Genomic DNA, 24,712 nt, shown 5'->3' on the forward strand with positions numbered 1-24,712 from the left:
TTCCGCTCGTGGCGCGCCTGCACGTCGATCTTTGCCGCTGTATGTCCGCGGCCTGTTGCCGCGTCTGACCACCCCGTCATCCAGCGGCCGGAGATCCTGGCAGTACGTACGGACCTCCTGGCGCTTTCCGCACGCCGTCCCCGAAGCTTCCCCGCCCTTACCGGAGTGTGTCCGTTGTCCTCGTCCCCGTCTGCCCAGGCCACGCCTGCCTCGGCGGCCCCCAAGTCCTCCCGAATACCCAAGGTCCCGTTCTGGGTCCAGATCCTGGCCGGTCTCGCGCTCGGCGTGCTGCTCGGCTGGGTCGCCAAGAGCGGTGACATCGGCTGGCTCACGTCCACGCTGCAGCACGTCGGCGACCTCTTCGTCCAGCTGCTGAAGCTGGCCGTCGCCCCGCTGGTCTTCTTCGCGATCCTCGTGTCGATCACCAACCTGCGGCAGGTCAACAACGCCGCCCGGCTCGCCACCCGCACCCTGCTGTGGTTCATGGCCACCTCGCTGATCGCCGTCGCGATCGGCCTGGCGATCGGCCTGCTCACCAACCCCGGCGCGGGCACCGGCCTCACCCCCAAGGACGGCAAGGCCCCCGACCACGCCGGCTCCTGGATCGACTTCCTGACAGGCATCGTCCCGACGGACATCATCACGCCGTTCACCGAGCTGAACGTCCTGCAGATCGTCTTCATGGCGGCCGTCGCCGGAATCGCCGCCCTCCAGCTCGGCGAGAAGGCCGAGCCGGTCCTGAACATCAGCCGCTCGGTCCTCGACCTGCTCCAGAAGGCCCTGTGGTGGGTCATCCGCCTCGCCCCGATCGGCACCGTCGGCCTCATCGGCAACGCCATCGCGACGTACGGCTGGAACCTGATCGGCAAGTACGCGACCTTCACCGTCGACGTCTACATCGGCTGCGCCCTGGTGATGTTCGGCGTCTACCCGCTGCTGCTCGCGACCGTCGCCAAGGTCAACCCGCTCCAGTTCTTCCGCGGCGCCTGGCCCGCCATCCAGCTGGCCTTCGTCTCCCGCTCCTCGGTCGGCACCATGCCGGTCACCCAGAAGGTCACCGAGCGCCTCGGTGTGCCGCGCGAGTATGCCTCCTTCGCGGTGCCGTTCGGCTCGACGACCAAGATGGACGGCTGCGCCTCGATCTATCCGGCGATCGCCGCGATCTTCATCGCCCAGATCTTCGACGTCCACCTGAGCATCGGCGACTACATCCTGATCGCCTTTGTCTCCGTCATCGGCTCCGCCGCCACCGCCGGCCTGACCGGCGCAACGGTCATGCTGACGCTGACCCTCTCCACCCTGGGCCTCCCCCTGGAGGGCGTCGGTCTGCTGATGGCCATCGACCCGATCCTGGACATGATGCGTACGGCCACCAACGTTGCTGGACAATCCGTATGCACATTGCTCGTGGCCGCGCGTGAGGGAATCCTCGATCGCGAGGCGTTCAACGGCGCCAAGAGCATCAGCCTGGACTCGGCCGCCGCTGATGCTGTGGACGAGAAGATCCCGGCGCCGGCTGCTGCCTGACTTGAGCTCGTCCTGCGATGCCGATGCGGCTGAGGCAGCCGCCGTACTGAGTTCGGTCGGCCTGCCGGAGCGTCGTCAGTGGGCGGTGCCGCAGGCTCCTAGAACGCCTCTGCCGCAGCAAGGAGGCCCCTCGCATATCCACTCAGAGGTTGAGTGGATATGCGAGGGGCCTTTCGGCTTGTCACCTGAGCCGGCGGACCGCCAGAGAGGCTTTGGGGAGACTTTGATCGGTGGGGCGGGAGCATGAAAATGGGGGCAAGACCAGCCCAACATGCTGCTCTGGGGCTTCCACCCCGGCAGACCGGCACGGGTACGAGACGCTGCGCGGGCTCCAGGAGTTCGGCATGACGACGTGGCTCATGCGGAACGTGCAGGAGGACGAAGCGACCGCGGCCGAGTACCGGCGGCGCATCGCGGGCCTTCGGAATGATGACGGTCCTCGGGACTGGCGCCCCCGGTAGCTGCTAAGGCGTGTCCGGCTGATCAAAAGACGAGCAGGGACGGCGTGGGAAAGCCCGTGACTGTTGGGGAGGGGCCATTCTGGCGCGCCGCGTTGAGGGAGGGGACGCGCTATGCCGGAGCCCGGATGCGAGCTGAGGCGGTCTGCGCCAGTCTGAGATCAGTGTCACCTGTCTAGGAGGACCAGTCATGGGCGCCAAGGACCAGTTCAACGAAAAGGCGCAGCAGGCCAAGGACAAGGCAGAGAAGGCCAAGGACAAGGCAGAGAAGGCCAAGCAGGGCGCACAGGACGAGGCATCGCAGCGCGGACAGCAGGACTGGGAAAGAAGGCTCCGGGAGCAGCAGGAGGAGCAAGATCGTCGGGATACGTTCGACGAGAATTACGATGCGTGAGCTGGGAGACGGGCAGGTCACAGGCGAAGCCAGAGCCGCATCGCGGCGAGTGTGACCGTGCCGTGAAAGACGTATGCCGTCACACGACCGTCGGACACGCCTTACTGGCTGCTACTCGCTGCTACTCGTCGTCCAGGCGGCCCAGGGCATCGCGCACCTGGTCATGGAAAGCAGCACCGGAGGGGTTCGCCGCGTGGATGCTGACCTCCTTCTGGAAGTCGGTGACGTAGCGCTGGAAGCGGGACGGCTGGAGCGTGTCCCTGCCGTCGACAGCGAGGCTTGCGGTCTGCACGGCGCCTTCCAGCTCGCCGTTGAGCAACTGGCTTTGAGCGAGAACCATCCGGCAGAACCCCAGGGTGCGGGCATACTCCGGGTCGGTTTCGTCGACCGCTCGTTGTGCGGCCTCGATCGACTCGCGGCGCATCTTCAGGTCGCGGAAGCAGTGGCAGAGTTCACCCTTGAGTTCTGCGGAGTTGAAGTAGCCGAGCCACTCCGGGTCTTCGCCTGTGTCGGCGCGTTCGACGTGGCGTTCTGCTGCGTTCATGGCTCGGCCGGCGCCGATGGAGTCGCCCGCGTTGGCGTAGGCGCGAGCCTCCATCGCGGAGTAGTTCGCCATTGCGCGTGGGGTGGCTCGGCCCTTGGCGCCCTCGACGGCGGCGCGGGCGAATTGGATCGCCTGGGCGTGGTTGCCGAGACAGTTCGCCTGATGGCTGAGGTTGCCGAGAATGCGGGCGCCGAACACGCGGTCGTCGATGACCTGGGACGGCGCCACGTCGATGTCAGGTAGCGGTGCGAGAGACCGTGGTTCCCGGAGTCGTACGGGGTCCATCCGGGCAACTGCGAGTTTTCGGAAGCGGCGCCGAACAGTGCCGTGCCGACGCGTTCGCTGTAGCCGGCGCTGAGCAGTGGCAGGACCTCGTGGCGGAAGTAGTGGCGTAGAGCCCTGTGGCCGTGGCCACCGCCGAACTTGAAGTCGAGCTGCATGAATATCTCGGCGGCCGCCCGGATCGCTTTGACGTCGCGCATGCCGACGCGTTGGGAGGCGGGCCGGTCCGTCTGAATGCCGTCGGGGCGCGCCACAATCCAGGACAGGACCGCGGAGCTGAGGTCGGACGCCTTCGGACACGGCGAACTGGCCGCAGCAGTCGTCGATTTCTGTGATCGGTGGAACATCGGCGTCTCACACCTGGCCTCTGACGGAGCAGAGGTCTCCGACCGGCTGAACCACTGCGTCAAGAGCGATGAAAGGGCTGAGCAACACATCCCCATCTCAGCCAAGGGCATTCTTCAGTCCTCATCCGGAACAGACCCGGGGGCGTCCTGATGGCCCACCTTGGTGAGACGTCGAATCCCCGCGAGCTTGTCCCTGACGCACCGGATGCTCTGACCACGACTGCACAGTCTCTGCTCGCCTACGGTGATGTACTCATAGAGGCCGGCAAAGGGCTGGCGAAAATCGACACCGAGGATGGCTGGCGTGGCAAAGCCGGCGACGCCTTCCGTGATCGTTTCCATGGGCAATGTGGAAAGCGCGGGGCACACCGCGGTCACGCTGGTGAAGAAAGCCACAGAATCCGCCCCGGAGCGCCCGGGATTCTGGCCCGAGGTCGGCGACTTCTTCAGCGATGTGGGTGAAGGGCCGGTGGACGGAGGTATGACCGTTCTCACCGACCTTGCCTCCTTCGGAAACGCCATGATCCAGCATCCGGGCGACAGTGTGGCATTGCTCGGCGGCATAGCCCTGCCGGGGTCAGCGCCGGCGGTGAAGGGCTCGGCGTTGCCCTGGACGCCACAGGCCTCGGTGCTGTCGCTGGAGTACCGCTCAACGCTGTCTCCGCTGCCGGGATTGCCACGGGCGTCGGCATGGCAGGTGCCGGCGCCACGGACCTTGCCCGGCACGCCACAAGCGACTCCGCGGTCGAACCTCTACAGAGGAACAGCGAAGGGCGTGGCGTCGGCGGCTCCGAACAGCGGCAAGCGTCCGAGCTCATTAATAACCGTCAGCAGTACAAAAGGGCACCGGTGGTCGCGCAGCGAACAATCTGCCAGTGGAGGACGGTCCGAAAACGGAACCCTCTATAAGGCCAATCCGGAGTCCGGAAAAGTAAGCAACTATACAACTTACGATTCCGAAGGGCGGCCTTTGAAGCGTGTAAACTTGGAGGGTGATTCGCATGGCGGGGTGGAAACGGCGCATGTCGTAGAATATATGCATAATCCCCATCCGAAGACTGGTGAAATCTTCGTGCGCCCATCAAGGAAGGCGCGTGCCGCATTCCCTTGGGAGATCCCGTGAGCAGCAGTAAACCGGTGTGGTCCGAGCGTGAGCTGCCGGTGTTCTTCAGGCAATGGCGCACTGACTGGAAGGACGAGGACCTCTCACCGGACAACTACCTTGACTTCGAGGGTGGCCTGCGTTTCGTCCTGGCCGCAGCGTGGCTGTTCTGCCCCGGGACGGTCGAGTACCGCGGCTGCGTGTTCCTCAAGGAAAACTTCAGTCAGGGCACTGTCGACGACTGGTTCACGAACCTGCAGGACGATCGGCGGCGTATCGAACTCGTCGTCAACCACGTCGAGTTGTGGGCCGTTTTCAGCAACACTCCCTTGACGGAGGACGATCAACTCGGGGAGGAACTGCCCCAACTCGCGCTGGCTCTGGGGGAGTGCTGGCAGGGAGTTCTGTCCGCGCGCTACCCCGACCGGGAGATCGCGGTCGAGGTGAGCGACGAGGAGGACGGCTCCTACGGGCCGACTGTGACCTTCTGGACATCCCCGGCCATCTCGGCCTTCGGCTAGGCAGAGACGTGATCATCGCGTTCGCTCGGGGGCTGCACCGAGAGTGACCTGACGCCTTATCCCGCATGGGCGCAGATGGACGCCCCGTCACCGCCATAGTGACGGGGCGTCGGCATGCCGGGGAGTGGGCGGCGTGCCCTAATCCCGCTCGGCGGCCACTGGCCAAACCTTGATCGAGTCCGGCTCGGGGGGCTTCTTGCGCCCCCTGCCGACACTGAAGACCTCGCATTCTTGGATCACGCTCGCAACGATGGCCCTGCGGCGTTCGAGGTTCTGCATGTCCTCGTCCCTCCACACCGCCAGCGCGTCGGTCTCGGTGCGCGCCTCCTTGACGACGGATGCCGCTTCCCGTGTACGCAGCATTTGCAGCTCGCTGCGGAGGTGAGACAGCGAGTCAAAGTAGTCCTCGTCCTCCATCTCGCCCTTCTTCCACCGGGCACGCAGTCCACGGATGCGCTCCTCCAAGACCTTGATCTCTTCCGAAAGGTCCTCGGTGGGCGCGGCCTGGGGCTGGGGCCTGCGAAGCTGCAAAGCTGCCTCCACCACCTCGTTCACGCGGGCTTCGATCCAGTCGTAGCGACGGTGACCTTGCCGCAGCCCCTCTCACCATTGGCGCCCACCTCGGCCGAATGGCAGAACGTGCGGCGGAAGGTCCGTCCTAGACTGCGAGGCCTTCGCCACCGCGACCAGCATCCGCATCGGCGAGACGGAGACGGTGCCCGAGAGGTCGGCCGAGACGGTGCCCGAGACGTCGGCCGAGACGGTGCCCGAGACGTCGGCCGAGACGGTGCCCGAGGCGGCGGTCGAGCCGTCGGGCCGAGGCCGAGCCGGCGCCGGTGCCCGCCGGGGCCGCCGCGAGCTGAGGCCCGTAGCGCACGGGACGGCGCCCCCGTAGCCATCACGTCCAGTACGGATGGCTGCGGGGGCGCCGTCGTATGTCCTGGGGCGCCACCGCTGTAGTCGACGTGTGGCGGGGATCTGCCTGTGGCGGGAGCCCCTGGGCCGTGTGATCCGGGTGGCGTTCCTGCGGGCCCGGCCGCGCCGTCGGGCCTTCGGGTCAGGAGGTGGGGACGGCTGTGGTGCCGGGGGTGTCGGGAGGGTGCCTCCGGGCCCCGCGACGCCGTGGGCTCAGACCGTCGCGCCCGAACCCGTCTGCGCCGTACCCGTCTCCGCCGTATTCGTCTGCGCCGCGCCCGTATGCGCCAGGATCGCGGCGGCCAGCGGGGCGTGGACGGCCGCAGGGAGGGCGTGGCCCATGCCCGGGATCTCGACGAGGTGGGCGTTGCCGACGGCCTGGGCGAGGTGCTGCGGGTGCGGGGGCGGGAAGACGGGTTCGGCGGGGGCGGCGATGACGAGGGTGGGGACCCGGTTCTTGGCGAGTGCGTCGGTACGGAGCATGCCGTCGTGATGGGCGCGGCCATGCGCGGTGCCGACGCGGTAGTGGCCGGTGTGCTCGATGACGCGGTGCTCGAAGGCGCGGAAGTAGTCGGCGTCGAAGGGAAGGTGGTCACCGGCGAGTACCCGCCACTGTGCGATACGGCGTTCCACTTCCGCTTCCAGCCCATGGTCCTCGACGGGGCGGGCCCACATCTCCAGGACCTCGGGCGCGATGCCGGGCAGCTCGTCGACCGGGACCGTCGTGCCGTCGGGGAGGGTGTAGGGGGTGGCGCTGAGGGCGCTGGTGCCCATGAGGGTGGCGCTGATCAACCGGTCGGGGTGGTCGGCGAGCACCATCTGGGACAGCATGCCGCCGAGAGACAGGCCGACGAGGTGCGCCCGCTCGATGCCGAGCCCGTCGAGGACGGCGACCACGTCCGCGGCGAGGTCGGCGATGTGATACGGCCGCTCCTCGAACGGCCAGCTGGAGCGGCCGGTGTCGCGGTGGTCGTAGCGGATCACCCGGTGGTGCTCGGCGAGCGCGTCCACCAGCGGCTCCGGCCAGCCGACGCCGGTCGCCTGGGCGCCCATGACCAGAAGCAACGGGGGCGCGTCGGCGGACCCGCGCTGTTCGGTCCACAAGCGGATGCCGGGGGTGGAGGAGTTGAGGAACTGCTGCACGGTCGGTCCTGTTCGTGGGGATGGAGGGAGGGGAGGGGCGTGGTGAGCGCGAGCTCGAACTCCCATGACGAGACGTATCGTCTCGTCATGGCGCGAACGTGTCAAGGAGCGAGGTGCGGGTGGCGAAGATCGTAAACTTACTTTGCAGTAAAGGGGCGGGATGGAGGGATATTCGGCGTGAGTGCTGTGAAGAGCAAGCGGGTGCCGCGGGCGGTCCGGGAGCAGCAGATGCTGGACGCGGCGGTACGGACGTTCGCCCGGCGCGGCTACCGGGCAGCTTCGATGGATGAGATCGCGGAGGCCGCCGGGGTTTCAAAGCCGCTGGTCTATCTCTATCTGAATTCCAAGGACGAGCTGTTCACTGCGGTCATACGGCGGGAGTCGGCGGCGCTCGTGGAGTCCGTGACGGCGGCCGTCGAGCCCGAGGCGTCGGCCGACCGGCAGCTGTGGAGCGGGCTGAAGGGGTTCTTCGCGCACACCGCCGAATATCCGGACGGATGGGCGGTGCTGCACCAGCAGGCGCGTACGCACGGTGAGCCGTTCGCCCTTGAAGTGGCCGCGATGCGGGCCGAGATCGTGGAGTTCGTTACGGGTCTGATCGGAGCGGCCGCCAAGGAGGCGGGCTGCGCCGGGGAACTGGCCGACCGCGAGGTGGCTGCCCTTGCCCATGCACTGGTCGGCGCGGCCGAGTCGCTCGCCGAGTGGGCCAACTCCCGTACGAATGCAGGCACTTCGGTGGAACGCGAGCGCCCGTCGGCAAAGGACTCCGCGGCCACGCTGATGAACTTCGCCTGGGCAGGCCTGGGCCGCATGATGGGCGGCGAGCGCTGGACACCGGGCGCCTGACGAGAGCCGACGCCGGCGGCGCCGGGCGAATTCCCGAGACCCAGGGCCCGCCCGGCGCCGCGGAGTTGGCGCCCGCCCTGATCGGTGGCCTCGATCAGCGGCTCTGATCGATGGCTCTGATAGGCGGCTCTGGCCGGTGGTGCTGATCGGTGGTTCCGATCGGTGGACCTGGCCTGGTGCCCCACGGTGTCCGACCAGCGCCGGGCGTAGGGTCTGGGCGGTCTGGCTGCGTCGGCGCTGTTTCCCGTGCGGGCCGCTTCCGGTTGTGCTTCGTATGGGCTCCCTCCTTGTGGTCCGCCTCGTCCCGCACGCCCTGGTCCCGCACGCCCTCGTCCGGTCCCTCGTCCGGTCCGTCGTCCCGTTCTGGTGCGGCTGCGCGGGGCAGCCGCACCGGTGGGCCGGCCGGCGGACTCTGTGGCCGGTACGGCCACGGAGTTCACTCGGCGGTCACGACGCACACTCGCCGGCGTCGCTACGCGGCCTCGGCCGCCGCCTTGGCCTTGGCCGTGGCCCGTACGCCGAAGTGGACGTACCGGGCGCCTCCCGGAAGGGCGTAGAACACCACTGGTATCCAGCCGTCCTTCGCGTTCCGGCGTCCGGCGAACACCGTCTTGGACGGTGTGTCCGAAACGGGGAACAGATTCCAGAAGAGCGGCTCGAAGGTGCCCTTCAGGCTGTCGGTTCCCTCGTACTTCACCTGGAGCACGCCCTCGTCGGCGGGCCGGTCGGTGACGGTCATCAAGAACCCCTCGCGCCGGTAGCTGCCGACGAACGGTGCCGTGTCGACGGCCAGTTCCTCGTCCGCGGGCCCGAACTCCGGCATGGTCACCCCGGCGAGTTCGGCGGTCAGCTCGCGGCAGAGCGTCTCGAAGACCTTCGGCGCGGCGCCTCCGCCATTGGTCAGCAGCGCGATCGCGATGCCCTTCTCCGGGATGGCACGCAGATAGGCGAGCTGCCCGAAGGTGCTGCCGTCGTGGCCGAATCCGCGTACGCCGTCCCACTCGAAGAGTCCCCAGCCCAGCCCCCAGTGGGCGCCCAGAAACCACTGGTCCGGCATCTCGACCTCGCGATTGAGCATGGCCTCGACGGCCTCGGCCGACATCACCCGGGTGCCGTCCGGTGCCGTACCGCCGTCGATGAACAGCCGGGCGAAGCGGGCCACATCGGCGGCGGTGGCGCTGATCCCGCCGTACGGTCCGGCCGAGCGGGGCAGCATGTTCCACACCGGCGTGGGCACCGGGTCCACGCCCGGATCGCCCATGTGTCCCATCGCGGCGCGGAAGCGCAGTACCTCCTCCGGCAGCGTCATGGTGTGCCCGAGCCCGAGCGGGGCGAAGATCAGCTCCTGGAGCGCCTCGTCCCAGGTTTTGCCGGTGAGCACCTCGACGATGCGGCCGAGGATGTTGTAGGCGGTGCTGGAGTAGGACATCGTGACGCCGGGCGGATTGGTCAGGCCCACGCTCTTGGCGCCCTGGACATAGCGGGCGAGGCAGTCGTCGCCCCGGCCGGTGTCGTTCACATAGTCGCCCTCGATGCCGCTGGTGTGGTTGAGCAGCTGTCGGACGGTGATCGTCCGGCTGGCCTCCGGGTCGGCGACGGCGAAGTCCGGCAGCACGTCCACGACCGGCGCGTCCAGATCCAGCTTTCCCGCCTCCGCGAGCAGTACCACGAGCGTGGCGGTGTATCCCTTGCTGACCGACCCGATCTGGAACACCGAATCCGTGGTCACCTCGACCCCGGTCCCCGTGTGCAGCACCCCACTGGCCAGCTCGTGGATCTCCCCGCCGGCGAGTACGGCCAGGGCGGCTCCCGGCACGTGGTGGGTGGCCAGCAGCCCGTCCAGCCTGGCCTGCCAGCGAGTGACGTCCCATCCCGTGGCGACCTGGTTGGGCACGCCATTGCTGTCCGTGCCCTCATTCACTGTGCCGTTCTGCGACATGTGATCTCCCCCTTGTTGGTCAACAGCTGGTGCTGGTGCGGTAGTTGGTTGCCGGCCGGGCGGCCGGGGAGGCGCGGCGCCTCATTCGGGTCGAGCGATGTGCGTCACACCGAACACCGTTCGGCCTCATGTCGAACACTGTACGGTCTCCGAACACTGTTCGCAAGGGCGCACAACGTACGAGCTGGGGCTACCCTGATCGTCAAGCCGAAGAGGCGCCGAAGAGGCGCCGAGGAAGCGCCGGCGAGACGCCCATGCGCCGCACAGCACGTCGCAAAAGACACCGAAAAGAGGGGCCGCATGCCGGTCGACAAGAAGCAGCCGATCCCGTCGGTGTGGACGCGCCCGCAGCGCCGCAAGCGCGAGCAGCCCGCGCTGAGCCGGGACCAGATCGTGGCGGAGGCCGTGCGCCTGCTCGACGAGGAGGGGATCGGTGCGCTGAGCCTGCGGCGCCTCGGGACCCGCCTGAACGCCGGAGCCACGTCGTTCTATTCGCACGTGGCCAACAAGGACGAGCTGATCGAGCTGGTCGTGGACGAGGTCTACGGCGAGATCGACGTACCAGAGGTCGACGTGCCGGGGGGCGACGTGCCAGGGGCCGACGTATCAGAGGCCGGCGCATCGAAGGCCGGGAATCCGGCGGCCTGGCGCCCCCTCGCCGCCCGCTGCGCCCAAAGCCTGCGCGCGACGATACTGAAGCACCCGTGGATGGCCTCGGTGCTCGGCGAGGTCGGGATGTCCCAGCTCGGGCCGAACGTGATGCGGGCCTCCGAGGGCATGCTCGCGATCTTCAAGAAGGCGGGCCTCCCGACGGGCGAGGCCGACCTTGCCGTGTCCACGCTCACCGCGTACGTCATCGGCATGACCATCAGCGAGGCCTCCTGGCTGACGACGGTCTCCCGTAGTGGCCAGAGCGAGCAGGAGTGGACGCAGCACCTCTGGCCGGCCGCCGAAGAGGCCGCCCAGGGACACCCCCGGCTCCAGGAGCAGTACGCCGCCCTGCGCAGCAAGGACATGCGCGAGATCCGCGACGAGAAGTTCGACTACGGGCTCCAGCGGGTCCTCGACGGCCTGGCGGGATCAATCCACGGCGGGGCGGCGGGGAGGCAGGACGTCAGGACGGATGGACGGCAGGACGGCGGCCAAGCGTGAGCTAGGCGGCCACCGTCCCAAAGAGATGGACCCGCTCGGCCGCGCCGCCCCCACCCCGCAGCTGAAAGGCGCAGCCCGTGCCGTCGCGCGCGTCCTCCTGCGCGTACGCCACGGTGCCGGGCAGCAGCACCGGCGCGCGGAATGCGGCCATAAGGCGTACGGACGCGGCCCCGGCCGGGACGGCCTCCGCGGCGCAGCGGGCCGCGCTCCACATGCCGTGGGCGATCGCCCGGCGGAAGCCGAGCGGGCGGGCGGTCAGCGGGTGGAGGTGGATGGGGTTGTAGTCGCCGGAGACGGCGGCGTGGCGACGGCCCAGGTCGGCGGCGAGCGGCCATTCGGCCCGTATGGGGAGGGGCTCGGCGGCCGCCTCACCGGGGGCGGGCCCCGGCTCGACAGGGCCTGATAGCCCGTCCGCCGCCCCATGCCGCGCCAGATAGCCGCTGCGGTCCACCCACACCAGCCGCCCCGCCCGCCACACTTCCGTCGTCATCACGACCTCCGTGCCGCGCCGGTGCGCCCGCAACCCCTCGGCGTACACGGCAAGTTCGAGCAGGTCATCGGCTTCCAGCGCCGCGTACTGCTCGATCTCGAGGGTGGTGTGCACCAGCCCCAGCAGCGGCAGCGGGAACGCGCGGGCGCCCATCAGGCGAGCGGCGAGCGGGAAGCCGAGGATGTGCGGATAGGTGAGGGGGAGCGGCCCGGTGGTGGGGAAGCCGCAGACCTGGGCGTACGCCGCGACCTGGGCCGCGTCGATCCGGGCGGCGGGCAGGACCAGGCGGGTGGGCGGCGGCGCGGCGTCCGGGTGCGGACGTTTGCCGATGCCGGTCAGTACGCCCTTGCCGAGGGCCGGCAGCAGACGGGGCCGACGGCGCAGCACCACCGTTGTGCCACGCAGAGGACTCCAGGTCGCGTCGCTCATCAGGCCCCCAACAGGCTCTGCCCGCAGACGCGGACTATCTGGCCGTTGACGCCGGAGGAGGCGGGGCTCGCCAGCCAGGCGATGGTCTCGGCGACGTCGACGGGCGCGCCGCCCTGTCCGAGCGAGCTCATCCGGCGGCCCGCCTCGCGGATCAGCAGCGGTACGGCGGCGGTCATCCGGGTCTCGATGAAACCGGGCGCGACCGCGTTGACGGTGACCCCGTGCTCGGCGGCGGCGCGCGGCGCCAGCGAGCGGACCAGGCCGATGACGCCCGCCTTGGCGGCCGCGTAGTTGGTCTGGCCGGCGTTGCCTGCGATACCGGCGATGGAGGCGGTGCTGATGATGCGGCCGGTGCCGCGGCGCAACGCGCCCGCGTCCAGGAGGTGATCGGTGGTGCGGAGCACCGCGCCGAGGTTCACCTCCAGGACGGAGCTCCAGCGCTCCTCCGGCATGTTGGCGAGCCGCCGGTCGCGGGTGATGCCCGCGTTGTGGACGAGGACGTCGAGGCCGGGGGAGGGGAGTGCGGCGGCCATACGGGCGCCCGCGTCGGGGGCGGTGATGTCCAAGGGGAGCGCGGTGCCACCGAGCCGGTCGGCGACGGCGGTGAGATCGGCCTCCACCTGCGGTACGTCGAGGCAGACGACCTGCGCGCCGTCACGGGCGAGCGTCTCGGCGACCGCCGCACCGATGCCCCGCGCGGCGCCGGTCACCAGGGCCGTACGGCCGGCCAGGGGGCGCGCCCAGTCACCGGGGGCAACCGCCCGGGAGACACCGATCTCGATGACCTGCCCGCTGACGAAGGCCGAACGGGGCGAGAGCAGAAACCGCAGCGTGGATTCGGCCGCATCGGCGGCATCGGCGGCATCGGCCACACCGTGCGCCTCCGCCGCATCGCTCGTCTCCGCCACATCGGCAGCCTCCGCCGCAACGCCCGACTCCGCTGCCAGCCGCAGCAGTTGGGCCGTACGGGCCTTCCCCAGCTCCTTCCCCAGGGACCGGACAAACCCCTCCAGGCCCTGCTGAGCCGCCGCCTGATGGTGGTCGAGCGGATCCGGCTCGCTGCCGAGCACGACCACCCGCGCGTGATCGTCCAGGGACCGGGACCGTACGACGGGGTGCAGCGCGGCGTGCACCTCCCGGAGGCCATCGAGGTCGGCGACCCCGGTGGCGTCCAGGACGGCGGCGGCGTAGCGGGCGCCGGCCGCAAAGGCCGTATGCACGGCGAGACCCGTGCGCGCGAGAACGGCGCCCGCGCCATCGCGCGGCTTCCCGGCGGTCAGGTGCAGAACGGGCCCGTCCAGACCGGGACGTTCGGGGCTCCAGCGGCGCAGCGGCGTGGGCTGCGGCAGGCCGAGACGACGGGCGAGGAAGTGGCCGGGGCGGGAATTGGTGAGACGAAGGTAGCGATCGGGCATTGGCCAACTCCTGGTCCTCGCGTAAATTTACTTCGAAGTAAGGTTACTGATGGGTCAGGAGTTGGTCGAGGATGAGCGCTGCCGGCGGACCGACGGCAGGACCGACCGCGGGACCGGCGGTAGGCACCCCAACTGGCCGGCGGATACGCCATGTTGCGGTGACCGATGGCAGCCGCATCCCCGCGGGAAGCGGCCGCATCCCCGCGGGCGGCCAGGGAATCACCGCCATCCGAGAACGCCCCGCCTAGACCTCTGCGCGCCCCCACAGCCAGCACGCGCCCCCTACCGCCAGAACGCGCCGCCATTTCCCAGATTTCGCGGAAGAAATGAGGAGCCGCACGTGTTCAGCCAGGAAAGCGCAGCCCCCGGAACCGCAGTCACCGCCGGAACGGCAACCGCCCCCAATGCCCCGGCCCCCACCCTCGTAGAGCCCCGGAAGACCGTCCTCAACGGCACCGTCCGCGAGGCCTCCGTCCCCGCCTTCGCCCCACCCGTCGCCACCGGTTCCCTCGGCGACCTCCCCTTCGCAAACGCCGCCGAAGCCCCCGCCGACGTCGTCCTGGCCCGTAAGCAACCCAGCGGCGCCTGGCGCGACATCACCGCCGCGGAATTCGCCACCGAGGTACGCGCGGTCGCCAAGGGGCTGATCGCCCATGGCCTCCGTCCCGGCGACCGGCTCGCGATCATGGCCCGTACGACCTACGAATGGACCTTGATCGACTTTGCCGCCTGGGCCGCGGGCCTGGTCACCGTCCCCATCTACCCGACCTCCTCCGCCCACCAGGCCCAGTGGATCCTGCACGACTCCGGCGCCCGCGCCTGCGTCGTCGAGAACGTCGACGAAACCCGCCTGATCAGCGGCATCCGCACCGAACTCCCCGCCCTCGACCACCTCTGGCAGTTCAACACGGGCGCCGTCTCCCAGCTCGTCTCCGCCGGCCGCGACCTCCCGGACGAGGCGGTCGACGAGCGCCGCGCCACCGCCGGCCCGGCCTCTCCCGCCACCCTCATCTACACCTCCGGCACCACCGGCCGTCCCAAAGGCTGCGTCCTCACCCACGCCAACTTCTTCGCCGAGGTCGACAACTCCATCGAGCTCCTCCACCCGGTCTTCACGTCCGTCAGCGCGGAACCCGCCGCCACCCTCCTCTTCCTCCCCCTCTCCCACGTCTTCGGCCGCATGGTCGCCATCGGCTGCCTCCGCGCCCGCGTCCGCCTCGGCCACGCCCCCAGCATCCAGACCGACGACCTGCTGGCCGACCTCGCCACCTTCCGGCCCACCTTCCTCCTGGCCATCCCCTACGTCCTGGGGAAGGTCTTCAACACCGGCCGCGCCACCGCCGAGAAGATGGGCCGCGGCTCGTCCTTCGACCGCGCCGCCCGCATAGCCCGCTCCTACGGAGAGGCCGTCGAGGCCCAGGAACACGGCACCGGCCCAGGCCCCGGACTCGCCCTCAAGGCCGCCCGCAAGCTCTACGACCCCCTCGTCTACCGCCGTATCCGCGCCGCCCTGGGGGGCAAGGTCCGCTATGCCATCTGCGGTGGCTCCCCTCTGGGCCACCGCCTCGCCGCCTTCTACTCCGGCGCCGGCATCGAGATCTTCGAGGGCTACGGCCTGACGGAGACCACCGCCGCCTCCACCGTCACCCCGCCCCTGCGACCCCGTATCGGCACCGTCGGCTGGCCGCTCCCCGGCAGCGCCGTCCGCATCGCCGACGACAGCGAGATCCTGCTGCGCGGTGGCCATGTCTTCGCCGGCTACTGGGACGCGGCACGCGGGGTCGTCACCCCGATGACCGACCAGGACGGCTGGCTGCCCACCGGGGACCTCGGCGCCCTGGACTCCGACGGCTATCTCACGATCACCGGCCGCAAGAAGGAAATCCTCGTCACGACGGGCGGCAAGAACGTCGCCCCCGCGCCCCTGGAGGACCGCCTCCGCTCCCACGCCCTCGTCGGCCAGTGCATGGTCCTCGGCGACAACCGCCCGTACATCACCGCCCTGATCACCCTCGACCCCGACGGCCTCTCCCACTGGCGCCAGATGACCAAGAAACAGAACGTGCCGCTCCCCGAACTCGTCCACGACGACCGCCTCCTGGCCGACCTCCAGCACGCCGTCGACGACGCCAACAGCCTGGTCTCCCGCCCCGAGTCCATCCGCCGCTTCGCCGTCCTCCCCGTCGAGTTCACGGAGCACACCGGCCACCTCACCCCGTCCCTGAAACTCCGGCGCGGCGCCGTCGCCCGCGACTTCACCAAGGAGATCGAGGCGCTGTACGAGAAGAACTGACCTTCACCGCCGCCCGCCGCCGCCCGAGGACCACCGGTTCAGCCGCCGCACGCTCTCCTCCAGCTCATCGCGTTTGGCGTCCTGGCCCTTCTGGTCCCCCTGGTTCCCCCGGTCCTTCCGGTCTTTCGGGTCCCGCTGCCTGTTCATCGCTCCGCCACCGCCACCCCGTGGATCCAGTGCGGCCCGCTGTCGATGCCGTGCGTGGCGAGCCAGAGGTCCCACCGCCGATGCCGCTGTGCGCGCTCTTTGCGGCGCAGCTGCCACTCCTCGTCCGTCAGCAGATACGGCCTGATCAGGCAGCTGTCCTCGCCCCGCAGCGGGACCTCGGCGGGACGGCGGAACCGGCGCACCGGCGGCACGGAGGGAGCGGGATGGCGCGGCCCGGTGCAGGCGGTACTGCTCCCGCCTGCCACGCGATGCTGCCCGCGTGCCGGAAGTAACCAACCCAGCACCATCAGCAACATTCTTCGGATAAGCTCGGTCATGCGTGTCAGCCTCCTGAGGGGTTGATGGCCATGCCCCTGGGCCGGTCGCACGGCCGCGGGGGTGTTTCCGGATGTCGTACGAAACAAGGCGGCCCCTCCTCTGGAGCCGGGGCGCTTGGCGCGTCAGACTGGAACCCCCGTGTCACCTCTGTGGGGGAGGTGGCACGGGGCCTGTCATTGCGCGGCGGCCTTACGGAGCGCATCCGTCAGCATGCGGGCCGTAGCGGTATTGCAGTTCCCGAGCACGATGAGCGAGATGCGGTAGTTGCCCGCGTAGGCCGGCAGCTCGACCCCGAGCGACGGCAGCGTGATGCCGTTGGCCGCGAGGGCGACCCGGAGGGCCTCGGTGCAGTCGTCCACGTCGTCGATCTCGTTGTAGCCGTGGTTGAGCATGGGCCTTCTCTCCCTGTGCGCATCGTGACGAACTGCTCACAGAGTGCCGCGGTGCGGCGTAGCTTGGAAGGGATTTCCCTTACGGCACGAGAACCGTGGAACGGTGAAAAATGCCCGCACGCAAGGACGTTGACGGATCAGCGAGTGTCCCCGCCTTCTACGGCTCCGAGTTGCGCTGGAAGCGGGAGAAGGTTGGCCTCACCCTCCAGGCGACCGTCGACGGCATCTACTACTCGCCGAGCTACCTCAGCGAGATCGAACGCGGACAGCGGCGCATGCCGTTGGACATGGCCGTCCATGTGGACCGTGTGCTGAAGACCGACGGGTTCTTCGAGCGGCGCTGTGAGGATGTGCGGAAGGCGCGGATGGCCGGCCATGCCAGGTACTTCGAGAAGGTCCTGGAGGCGGAGAAGCACGCGGAGTCGATCGAGGAGTGGTGCCCCACCATCATCCCCGGACTGCTGCAGACTGCGGCATTCGCGCGGGTGATGGTTCTGGCGGCGCATCCGAGCGCCTCCGACAAGGAGGTGGAGGAGAAGATCAACGCACGGCTGGCACGGTCGCGTCTCTTCGAGGACGACCACAAGAAGCCGGAGTACTGGGCGATCCTGCACGAGTCGTTGCTGCGCCATCCCGTCCTCCCGCCGGAGGAAATGGCCGAACAGCTCGACCACATCGTGCAGCTGGCACGGCGCCGCCGGATCGTTACGCAGATCGTTCCGTGGAATAGCGGGCCGTATCCTCTGATGCTCGGCACGATCATGGCGATGACCTTCCCCGACGCCCCGCCCCTGGTCTACACGGAGTCCGCGTACAGCGGCGCCACCATCGACGATCCGGCGCTCGTGAAGAACTACCGCAAGGCATACGATCGGCTCAGGGCCGCCGCACTGCCGCCTGAGGCGTCCCTGGCCATGATCGAGGCAGCGGCAGAGGATTACCGAAATGGCAAGCAGCCACATTGACTTGAGTGCCGCCGCTTGGTGCAAGAGCACCTACAGCAATGGCGACGGCGGTAACTGCATCGAGGTTGCTAAGGACTTCCCCGGTGCTGCCCGCTGGCGCAAGAGCAGCCACAGCAACGGCTCCGGCGGCAACTGCATCTCGGTTGCCGACAACCTCCCCGGCCTCGTCCCCGTCCGCGACACCAAGACGGTCCCCCACGGCCCGACCGTCATCATCCCGGCCGCCGTCTGGACCCGCTTCGTCGCGGCGGTCAAGGGCAACGCGTTCCAGGCCTAGAGCAGTGGCCGGCTTTCCCACGGATTACGAGGAAGTCTTCACCTACGGGTGGAACGACGACCCGTCGACGGAGCACCCATCGGCCCTTGCGGTGGCTTACGAGCCGAGCGAGACCGGGCGGCGATGGCTGCTGCTGGCCAGCCATCCCCTCCTCACGGAGGTCCTGCCACTCGACGACGTCGCGCACGTCAGGGAATTCGCCCAGGCCATGCTGGACATGCCGACATCGGCCGAGCCCTACGACCGGGAGCTCGACTATTCGGAGCCCGACACGAGAGCGATGGCCTCGAAGCCACCGAAGCGCACGCATCTCGCCGCTTTGTCCGTCTTCCGAGAGGCGACCGACGGGCTCCGGCCGGGCTTGAACTACCAGTCGTACTTCAAGTTTTCCGGGGCGCTCAACCCGCTGGCCCTGGGGCTGCAGATCTGCTGTGACGAGGTGGCCGTCGACCGCCTGTACGCCGAGGCCAGAGCCCTGCAGGCGGAGCTGGACAACGTCGCCTGAGTCCCCTTGTCAGTCCCCCTTGCTACGGTCGTGAACATCAGGACCTGACGGGGGAGGACGGCCTTGACCAGCAACTTGACCGGCCACAACGACGACACCCGACGCCCCGGCCTCCGCTTCACACCCGAAGGCACGGCGGCTTTGGACCTCGAACTCGCCGATGGCGCACCGACCGGCCTGGCCACCCGGACCTACTACCGCCAGGCAGTGTCCGATGGGTGCCCCCGACCCCTCGGACCTGGCCCGATCAGGGTTCGCGGCCGGGGGCCGGACCCCGCTGCGCAAGGTGACGGCGCGAGATTCCGGAGGGGGAACGATGGGCGGGACTTGGGCAGGGGTGCGTGAGCGTGTGCTCGCGCTGCGGAGGGCGCCGCGATGGTGGGCGGTGTTCGGCGCCGAATGGGCCAACAGCGGCCACCGCTTCGAGCTGCGGCCCGTTCTCACCGAGGAGCAGCTGCGGGCGGCGGAGCGGTGGCTCGGAATCGAACTGCCCGATGAGTACCGCATGTTCCTCCTGGAGGTGGGCGCGGGCGGCGCGGGCCCCGGCTACGGGCTGTTCCCGATAAAGCCGCCCGAGCCCGACGCCCCGCCCAGCACCGGCCACTGCGCGCTGCCCTTCCGCCCCGAGCTCACAGCCGAGCTCGACGAGCACCAGTGCTACGCGGAGCCCCAGCAGGCCGACTACCCGGACGACGATGCCTTCACCGCCGCGTACGCCGTCTGGGAGGCCCGCTACGACGAGCTGTGCGGCGCCCTGACCGAGGGCACCCTCTGCCTCAGCCACCGCGGCTGCTCGTACTACTTCGTTCTCGTGGTCACGGGTCCCCATCGGGGCACCGTGTGGGAGGACGTGTCGTCCGTCGGCGAGGGCGTGGTGCCGATCGAACTGCGCGGCAAATCGGGGCACGTGTCCTTCGCGGAGTGGTACCTGGACTGGCTCGAGCGTGCGGAGCGCCAGGCCTGGGACGAGACGGCCGAACTGCCGCCACGCTTCCGGCCGACCTCCGACAAGTGACTGTCCGGAGAGTGCGTGGGGCTCCCGGGGAATTCCGCCGCCGTGCTCCCCGATATCCCGTTGCTCGGCATTGTTCAACGAGTCGGTGGCAGGAATTCATGTAGCTGCCCTTCACGCCGACGCCGCGCCGCGCACAAAAGGCAGGAGCCCCGTTCCTCACCGAAGTGAGGAGCAGGGCTCCTTGGGTACTGCTAAGTCGACCTAAAGGTCGGACCGGGCAACTTAGACCGGCGTAACGTTCTCCGCCTGCGGGCCCTTCGGACCCTGCGTGACGTCGAAGTTCACCTGCTGGTTCTCCTCGAGGGAGCGGAAACCAGAGGCGTTGATCGCCGAGTAGTGGACGAAGACATCCGGGCCGCCGCCGTCCTGGGCGATGAAGCCGAAGCCCTTTTCAGCGTTGAACCACTTGACGGTTCCGGTAGCCATAAGCCCTCCTTGGGCCAAAGGGTTGCCCTGCTCCAGAACCTGCAAACAAGTCTGAAAACTACAAAAGCCTGCGGGTCACATGCTCCGCAGGCTCTGTACTGCAAGGGAAACCAAACTGCAACTTGCGCTGAGCGTAGCATGGTGCGCTCGTGAGGTGGAAGAGCCAAAGATCACGTTTAGCCGAACGGTGCGGGAGCCATACGCGGACCCGCCGCGCTGCCCCGGGGACCGCAGGTCTAGCCTCCGCATGTGGACAATTCAACCTTTGGAGACGCACCCGCAGGGGCGCCGGCCGACTACCGTCGCGCCAGGCCGCGGGTGGGCCACATCCAGTTCCTGAACTGCCTGCCCCTCTACTGGGGCCTCGCCCGTACGGGCACCCTGCTCGACCTGGACCTCACCAAGGACACCCCGGAGAAGCTCAGCGAGCAGCTGGTCCGCGGGGAGCTCGACATCGCGCCGGTGACGCTGGTGGAGTTTCTGCGGGCCGCTGACGATCTTGTCGCGTTCCCCGATCTTGCCGTCGGGTGCGACGGGCCCGTGATGTCCTGCGTGATCGTCTCGCAGAAGCCGCTGGAGAAGCTGGACGGTGCCCGCGTCGCCCTCGGCTCGACCTCGCGGACCTCCGTACGGCTGGCCCAGCTGCTGCTCGCCGAGAAGATCGGGGTGCAGCCGGAGTACTACAGCTGCCCGCCGGACCTCGGGCTGATGATGCAGGATGCGGATGCCGCGGTGCTGATCGGCGACGCCGCGCTGCGCGCCAATCTGCACGACGGGCCCCGGCTCGGCCTGGAGGTCCACGACCTCGGGCAGATGTGGAAGGACTGGACGGGGCTGCCGTTCGTCTTCGCCGTATGGGCGACCCGGCGCGAGTATCTGGAGCGCGAGCCGCTGGTCGTGGAGAAGGTGCACGAGGCGTTTCTGGCCTCCCGCGATCTGTCGCTGGAGGAAGTCGGCAAGGTCGCGGAGCAGGCGGCCCGCTGGGAGCGGTTCGACGAGCCGGTGCTGGAGCGGTATTTCACGACGCTGGATTTCCGGTTCGGGGCCGAGCAGCTGCGCGGCGTCACGGAATTCGCGCGGCGGGTCGGGCCGACGACCGGGTTCCCGGCCGATGTGAAGGTGGATCTGCTGGGCAGCTAGGGCCTGTCCGATGGGTCATGGCCGGGCCCGCGGGGGGAGTCCGGTCGGGTGTCCGGGCCGGAGGCGATGACTGCCTTGAAGCGGTCCGGGTGGTGGAGGACCTGCTTGAGGCCGGCGAACCCGCCGGACGAGGAGCCCATGAAGGCCCAGCCGTCGCGGGTGGTGAACGTCCGGAAGTTGGCCCTGACCAGGTGGTGACGTCGACCTTGGTGCCGTCGGCGAGGGTGTTGGCCGTACGGAATGCGGCCCGGGGGCCGGTGGGCAGGCGTACGGAGGGGGCGGTGGGAGCGGAATCCGCGGAGCCGGCCGCCGGCCGCCGGGCGGTCGAAGGACAGGGGCTCGCCGTTGTCGGAGAAGTTGTCCAAGAAGACGCCGAAGTGGTGCATCAGGGCGGGGGCGGCGGCGCCGGGGATCAGGGCCAGGACGGCGGCGCCTATGAGGAGCGGCCGTTTTCTGCGGGGGGCACGGACGTACTCCGGACGGTCAATCTGCCGCGGGGCAGGATGGGGCGAGTTGCTGGCTTGCACCCTGTTTGATGCGGAAAGTGGAATCGGGGTTTCCGGGGGCTGCGCATGCCATGGGCCATAAGCTGAAGTGCGCCGTACGAGGGGGAGGGAAGCCATGGAGCCGCTGGCAGTCGACGACCCACGGATCCTGGGCGGGTACCGGCTGCTCGGCCGGCTCGGAGCCGGCGGCATGGGGCGGGTCTATCTGGGGCGCAGCGAGGGCGGCCGTACGGTTGCGGTGAAGGTCGTCCATGCGCAGCTCGCGGCCGATGACCAGTTCCGGGCCCGCTTCCGGCGCGAGATCGAGTCCGCGCGGCGGGTGGGCGGCGCCTGGACCGCGCCCGTCCTGGATGCCGACCCGGACGCGTCCGTTCCCTGGATCGCCACCGGATATGTCGCGGGCCCTTCGCTCGCCCAGGCCGTCGCCGATGTCGGGCCGCTGGCCGAGCACTCCGTACGGGCCCTGGGGGCGGGGCTGGCCGAGGCGCTGGCCGCCGTCCATGCGCTCGGGCTGGTCCACCGGGACGTCAAGCCGTCCAATGTGCTGCTGACGCTGGACGGGCCGGTGCTGATCGACTTCGGGATCGCGCGGGCCACGGCGGGGACGGCCTCGCTGACCTCGACCGGGGTGTCCGTGGGGTCGCCGGGCTATATGGCGCCCGAGCAGATCGTGGGGAAGGGGGCGGCGGGGGCCGCCGATGTCTTCTCGCTGGGGGCGGTGCTGGCGTATGCGGCGACGGGGGTGAGCCCGTTCTCGGGGGACTCGTCGGCGGCGCTGCTCTACAAGGTGGTGCACGAGGAGCCGGAGCTGGGGCCGCAACTCGTGGGCGAGGTCCGGGAGCTGGTGGCCTCCTGTCTGTCCAAGGATCCTGCGGGTCGCCCCGGTCCGGCCGAGCTCGCGGCGCGGCTTGCGGGGGAGGGGAGCGGCGGGGCCGCGGGGCTGGTGGGTGCCGGGTGGCTGCCGGGGGCCGTGGTGGAGCAGGTCAGCCGGCGGGCGGTGGAGCTGCTGAATCTGGAGGCGGGGGCGCCGTCCGGGGCGGCGGAGGCCGCGCCCGGCGGGGCGTTCGGGCCGCCGGATCCGTCGTACGGGGCGGGAGCGCTTGCTCCGCACGTCGCGGGGGCGGAAGCCTCGAACGGGGCCGGACAGCCCTCCGGGCTGGTGCCGTTCGAGCGGGAGGCGTCCGGGCCCGTCGGCCGGCCCACCCCGACTCCAGGAGGCGGCCCCACCCCGCAGCCCGGTCCGCAGCCGGCGCCCTGGCCGGTCGCCGGAGCGGCGGTCGCCGATGCCCCGACGGCGGATTCCGCCCCCAAGGAGCGGCGGATCGCGCTGAGCGGGGCGGTCGGCGGCAAGGACCGGCCGCGCCGGGTGAGCTGCACGCTGGTGCTGTCGGTGGCCGGTGCGCTGGCCGCCGTGACGACAGCGGCCTTTGTCTTCAACCTGCTGCCGGGCGGGACCGGCGACCGGGACGCGGCCGGGGCCAAGCCGCCCGTCGGCGACGACACGTTCTCGCCCGGCGACACGGCCCCCGAGGCCTCCGTCGCCAAGGGCTTTCTCGGTACCTGGACCGGCAGCGTGACGACGCGGCGCGGCTGGAACGGCTCGATGACCAGCGTGATCAAGCAGGGCGGCAGGGGGGATTACGTCATCCACACCACGTATGACGTGGTGGTGGTGCGGTGCGAGGCCAAGGCGAAGCTGGTGTCGGCCACCCGTGACAAGCTGGTCCTGCGGGAGCGGCCGGACGGCAAGCAGGGGCCCGGCTGTACGGGGAGCACCTCCGAGGTGACCTACACGCTCGGAAAGGACGGAAGGATCGCCTTCACCTCGGACGACGAGGCGGGCGGCATCCCGACGTCGACGCTCACCAAGCGCTGAGCCGCCCACCCCGCGCCGGCCGGCAGCCGGCCCGGCACGACGGCGGACCGGCGGCCGAGGCTGTCGGACCCCTGACGTACGCTGGTTCGGTCGTTATGCCCGCCTCCGAAAGGGACGCCCCGGTGACCGAGAACGCCGACCTCCAGTCCGTACTCGACCGCGCCGCGCAGGGCGGCCGCATCACACCGGAGGAGGCGCTCGACCTCTACCGCTCCGCGCCGCTGCACGCGCTGGGCCGGGCCGCCGACGCCGTACGCCGCCGCCGCTACGCCGGTACCGAGCACATCGCGACGTACATCATCGAGCGCAACATCAACTACACCAATGTGTGCGTAACGGCCTGCAAGTTCTGCGCGTTCTACGCCGCGCCCAAGGACACCGCGAAGGGCTGGACGCGGGATCTGGACGACATCCTGCGGCGCTGCGCGGAGACCGTCGAACTGGGCGGCACCCAGATCATGTTCCAGGGCGGGCACCACCCGGACTACGGCGTCGAGTACTACGAGAAGCACTTCTCGGCCATCAAGGAGGCCTTCCCGCAGCTGGTGATCCACTCGCTCGGTGCGTCCGAGGTGGAGCACATGGCGCGGATCTCCGGCGTCTCGGTCGAGGAGGCGATCTCGCGCATCCACGCCGCGGGCCTCGACTCCTTCGCCGGCGCGGGTGCGGAGCTGCTGCCCGCCCGGCCACGTAAGGCGATTGCGCCCCTGAAGGAGTCCGGCGAGCGCTGGCTGGAGATCATGGAGGCGGCGCACAAGCTGGGCGTGGAGTCCACCTCCACCATGCTGATGGGGACGGGCGAGACCAACGCCGAGCGGATCGAGCATCTGCGGATGATCCGGGACGTCCAGGACCGTACGGGCGGCTTCCGCGCCTTCATCCCGTACACCTACCAGCCGGAGAACAACCACCTGAAGGGCCAGACGCAGGCCACCCTCTTCGAGTACCTGCGGATGATCGCCATCGCCCGGATCTTCCTCGACAACGTCGCCCACATCCAGGGCTCGTGGCTGACCACCGGCAAGGAGGCCGGCCAGCTGTCGCTGCACTACGGCGCCGACGACCTCGGCTCGATCATGCTGGAGGAGAACGTCGTCTCCTCGGCGGGCGCCAAGCACCGCTCCAACCGGATGGAGATCATCGACCTGATCCGCAAGGCGGAGCGGGTGCCGGCGCAGCGGGCGACGACGTACGAGCACCTGGTCGTGCACGACGACCCGGCGAACGATCCGGTGGACGAGCGGGTGGTCTCGCACCTGTCCTCGACCGCCATCGAGGGCGGGACGGCGCATCCGGAGCTGAAGCTCGTCGAGGCCAACTGAAACGC

Annotated in this window: 24 protein-coding genes and 3 pseudogenes; 16 read left to right on the plus strand and 11 right to left on the minus strand. The window is 69.5% G+C overall.

Annotated features, from left to right (window positions below; all coding sequences use genetic code 11):
* The first annotated feature begins 174 nt into the window (after positions 1-174).
* The 3 genes and pseudogenes from AB0D04_RS09120 (at position 175) to AB0D04_RS09130 (ending at position 2,379) form a co-directional block, all read left to right on the plus strand.
* Positions 175-1,527 (plus strand): dicarboxylate/amino acid:cation symporter, encoded by a 1,353-nt coding sequence (locus AB0D04_RS09120; protein WP_362700987.1) that lies wholly within the window; start codon positions 175-177, stop codon positions 1,525-1,527.
* A 305-nt stretch (positions 1,528-1,832) separates the two neighbouring features.
* Positions 1,833-1,988: pseudogene (locus AB0D04_RS09125) on the plus strand (aminoglycoside phosphotransferase family protein); the annotation flags it as partial.
* A gap of 187 nt (positions 1,989-2,175) precedes the next feature.
* Complete coding sequence (locus tag AB0D04_RS09130) at positions 2,176-2,379, plus strand: hypothetical protein (protein ID WP_362700990.1); 204 nt, start codon at positions 2,176-2,178, stop codon at positions 2,377-2,379.
* 121 nt (positions 2,380-2,500) lie between these two features.
* Here the strand turns inward: AB0D04_RS09130 and AB0D04_RS09135 are convergent, their stop codons facing one another.
* A complete protein-coding gene (locus AB0D04_RS09135; RefSeq protein WP_362700992.1) occupies positions 2,501-3,151 on the minus strand; it encodes a hypothetical protein in 651 nt (216 codons plus the stop codon).
* A gap of 551 nt (positions 3,152-3,702) precedes the next feature.
* Here AB0D04_RS09135 and AB0D04_RS09140 point away from each other — a divergent pair.
* From AB0D04_RS09140 to AB0D04_RS09150, 3 genes and pseudogenes are all read left to right on the plus strand, one after another.
* Positions 3,703-3,840: pseudogene (locus AB0D04_RS09140) on the plus strand (hypothetical protein); the annotation flags it as partial.
* 16 nt (positions 3,841-3,856) lie between these two features.
* On the plus strand, positions 3,857-4,675 hold the full coding sequence (locus AB0D04_RS09145; protein ID WP_362700994.1) for a polymorphic toxin type 24 domain-containing protein: 819 nt from the start codon (positions 3,857-3,859) through the stop codon (positions 4,673-4,675).
* The gene (locus AB0D04_RS09150; RefSeq protein WP_362700996.1) at positions 4,672-5,175 is read left to right on the plus strand and encodes a hypothetical protein; all 504 of its coding nucleotides are present in this window, start codon (positions 4,672-4,674) and stop codon (positions 5,173-5,175) included. Before AB0D04_RS09145 ends, AB0D04_RS09150 begins: the two co-directional genes overlap by 4 nt.
* Before the next feature lie 138 nt (positions 5,176-5,313).
* Here AB0D04_RS09150 and AB0D04_RS09155 read toward each other — a convergent pair whose 3' ends face one another.
* Both AB0D04_RS09155 and AB0D04_RS09160 read right to left on the minus strand, forming a co-directional pair.
* Complete coding sequence (locus AB0D04_RS09155) at positions 5,314-5,730, minus strand: hypothetical protein (RefSeq protein ID WP_362700999.1); 417 nt, start codon at positions 5,728-5,730, stop codon at positions 5,314-5,316.
* A 573-nt stretch (positions 5,731-6,303) separates the two neighbouring features.
* Positions 6,304-7,233: an alpha/beta hydrolase gene (locus AB0D04_RS09160; RefSeq protein ID WP_362701001.1), complete on the minus strand. Its 930-nt coding sequence runs from the start codon at positions 7,231-7,233 to the stop codon at positions 6,304-6,306.
* 177 nt (positions 7,234-7,410) lie between these two features.
* Between AB0D04_RS09160 and AB0D04_RS09165 the strand changes: the two genes are divergently transcribed.
* Positions 7,411-8,079, plus strand: coding sequence for a TetR/AcrR family transcriptional regulator (locus tag AB0D04_RS09165; protein ID WP_362701003.1), 669 nt, complete (start codon positions 7,411-7,413; stop codon positions 8,077-8,079).
* Positions 8,080-8,551: 472 nt separating this feature from the next.
* Here AB0D04_RS09165 and AB0D04_RS09170 read toward each other — a convergent pair whose 3' ends face one another.
* Positions 8,552-10,018 carry a serine hydrolase domain-containing protein gene (locus tag AB0D04_RS09170; RefSeq protein ID WP_362701005.1) on the minus strand — a complete coding sequence of 489 codons (1,467 nt, stop codon included), beginning with the start codon at positions 10,016-10,018 and terminating at the stop codon, positions 8,552-8,554.
* 300 nt (positions 10,019-10,318) lie between these two features.
* On the opposite strand from AB0D04_RS09170, the gene AB0D04_RS09175 reads away from it, so the two are divergent.
* On the plus strand, positions 10,319-11,170 hold the full coding sequence (locus AB0D04_RS09175; protein ID WP_362701008.1) for a TetR/AcrR family transcriptional regulator: 852 nt from the start codon (positions 10,319-10,321) through the stop codon (positions 11,168-11,170).
* 1 nt (position 11,171) lies between these two features.
* On the opposite strand, the gene AB0D04_RS09180 is transcribed toward AB0D04_RS09175, so the two are convergent.
* Both AB0D04_RS09180 and AB0D04_RS09185 read right to left on the minus strand, forming a co-directional pair.
* Positions 11,172-12,089, minus strand: coding sequence for a MaoC/PaaZ C-terminal domain-containing protein (locus AB0D04_RS09180; protein ID WP_362701010.1), 918 nt, complete (start codon positions 12,087-12,089; stop codon positions 11,172-11,174).
* A complete protein-coding gene (locus tag AB0D04_RS09185) occupies positions 12,089-13,504 on the minus strand; it encodes a 3-oxoacyl-ACP reductase (RefSeq protein WP_362701012.1) in 1,416 nt (471 codons plus the stop codon). The genes AB0D04_RS09180 and AB0D04_RS09185 overlap by 1 nt, the downstream gene beginning before the upstream one ends.
* Before the next feature lie 340 nt (positions 13,505-13,844).
* Between AB0D04_RS09185 and AB0D04_RS09190 the strand changes: the two genes are divergently transcribed.
* Positions 13,845-15,797 (plus strand): AMP-dependent synthetase/ligase, encoded by a 1,953-nt coding sequence (locus AB0D04_RS09190; protein ID WP_362701014.1) that lies wholly within the window; start codon positions 13,845-13,847, stop codon positions 15,795-15,797.
* A gap of 3 nt (positions 15,798-15,800) precedes the next feature.
* Here AB0D04_RS09190 and AB0D04_RS09195 read toward each other — a convergent pair whose 3' ends face one another.
* The 3 genes from AB0D04_RS09195 to AB0D04_RS09205 form a co-directional block, all read right to left on the minus strand.
* Complete coding sequence (locus tag AB0D04_RS09195) at positions 15,801-15,944, minus strand: hypothetical protein (protein WP_362701017.1); 144 nt, start codon at positions 15,942-15,944, stop codon at positions 15,801-15,803.
* Positions 15,941-16,147: a hypothetical protein gene (locus AB0D04_RS09200; RefSeq protein ID WP_362701020.1), complete on the minus strand. Its 207-nt coding sequence runs from the start codon at positions 16,145-16,147 to the stop codon at positions 15,941-15,943. The genes AB0D04_RS09195 and AB0D04_RS09200 overlap by 4 nt, the downstream gene beginning before the upstream one ends.
* A 309-nt stretch (positions 16,148-16,456) precedes the next feature.
* Positions 16,457-16,675: a hypothetical protein gene (locus AB0D04_RS09205; RefSeq protein ID WP_362701023.1), complete on the minus strand. Its 219-nt coding sequence runs from the start codon at positions 16,673-16,675 to the stop codon at positions 16,457-16,459.
* A gap of 110 nt (positions 16,676-16,785) precedes the next feature.
* On the opposite strand from AB0D04_RS09205, the gene AB0D04_RS09210 reads away from it, so the two are divergent.
* The 4 genes from AB0D04_RS09210 to AB0D04_RS09225 all read left to right on the plus strand — a co-directional run bounded on the left by AB0D04_RS09210 (position 16,786) and on the right by AB0D04_RS09225 (position 19,437).
* A complete protein-coding gene (locus AB0D04_RS09210) occupies positions 16,786-17,640 on the plus strand; it encodes a helix-turn-helix transcriptional regulator (RefSeq protein WP_362701026.1) in 855 nt (284 codons plus the stop codon).
* Positions 17,621-17,917, plus strand: coding sequence for a DUF397 domain-containing protein (locus AB0D04_RS09215; RefSeq protein WP_362701028.1), 297 nt, complete (start codon positions 17,621-17,623; stop codon positions 17,915-17,917). The genes AB0D04_RS09210 and AB0D04_RS09215 overlap by 20 nt, the downstream gene beginning before the upstream one ends.
* A 4-nt stretch (positions 17,918-17,921) precedes the next feature.
* Positions 17,922-18,422, plus strand: a complete 501-nt coding sequence (locus tag AB0D04_RS09220; RefSeq protein ID WP_362701030.1) for a hypothetical protein — start codon at positions 17,922-17,924, stop codon at positions 18,420-18,422.
* 337 nt (positions 18,423-18,759) lie between these two features.
* Complete coding sequence (locus AB0D04_RS09225; protein ID WP_362701032.1) at positions 18,760-19,437, plus strand: SMI1/KNR4 family protein; 678 nt, start codon at positions 18,760-18,762, stop codon at positions 19,435-19,437.
* Between the two features lie 222 nt (positions 19,438-19,659).
* On the opposite strand, the gene AB0D04_RS09230 is transcribed toward AB0D04_RS09225, so the two are convergent.
* A complete protein-coding gene (locus AB0D04_RS09230) occupies positions 19,660-19,863 on the minus strand; it encodes a cold-shock protein (RefSeq protein WP_003984261.1) in 204 nt (67 codons plus the stop codon).
* 249 nt (positions 19,864-20,112) lie between these two features.
* On the opposite strand from AB0D04_RS09230, the gene AB0D04_RS09235 reads away from it, so the two are divergent.
* Positions 20,113-21,003 (plus strand): menaquinone biosynthesis protein, encoded by an 891-nt coding sequence (locus tag AB0D04_RS09235; RefSeq protein WP_362701033.1) that lies wholly within the window; start codon positions 20,113-20,115, stop codon positions 21,001-21,003.
* Positions 21,004-21,035: 32 nt separating this feature from the next.
* Here AB0D04_RS09235 and AB0D04_RS09240 read toward each other — a convergent pair.
* Positions 21,036-21,194, minus strand: a pseudogene (locus AB0D04_RS09240) (alpha/beta hydrolase-fold protein); the annotation flags it as partial.
* A 430-nt stretch (positions 21,195-21,624) separates the two neighbouring features.
* On the opposite strand from AB0D04_RS09240, the gene AB0D04_RS09245 reads away from it, so the two are divergent.
* Complete coding sequence (locus AB0D04_RS09245) at positions 21,625-23,385, plus strand: serine/threonine-protein kinase (RefSeq protein ID WP_362701035.1); 1,761 nt, start codon at positions 21,625-21,627, stop codon at positions 23,383-23,385.
* 122 nt (positions 23,386-23,507) lie between these two features.
* Positions 23,508-24,707, plus strand: coding sequence for a cyclic dehypoxanthinyl futalosine synthase (mqnC, locus tag AB0D04_RS09250; RefSeq protein WP_362701169.1), 1,200 nt, complete (start codon positions 23,508-23,510; stop codon positions 24,705-24,707).
* Positions 24,708-24,712 lie beyond the last annotated feature (5 nt).

The organism is Streptomyces sp. NPDC048483 (assembly GCF_040651455.1).
In the GTDB taxonomy this organism is placed as follows: Bacteria; Actinomycetota; Actinomycetes; order Streptomycetales; family Streptomycetaceae; genus Streptomyces.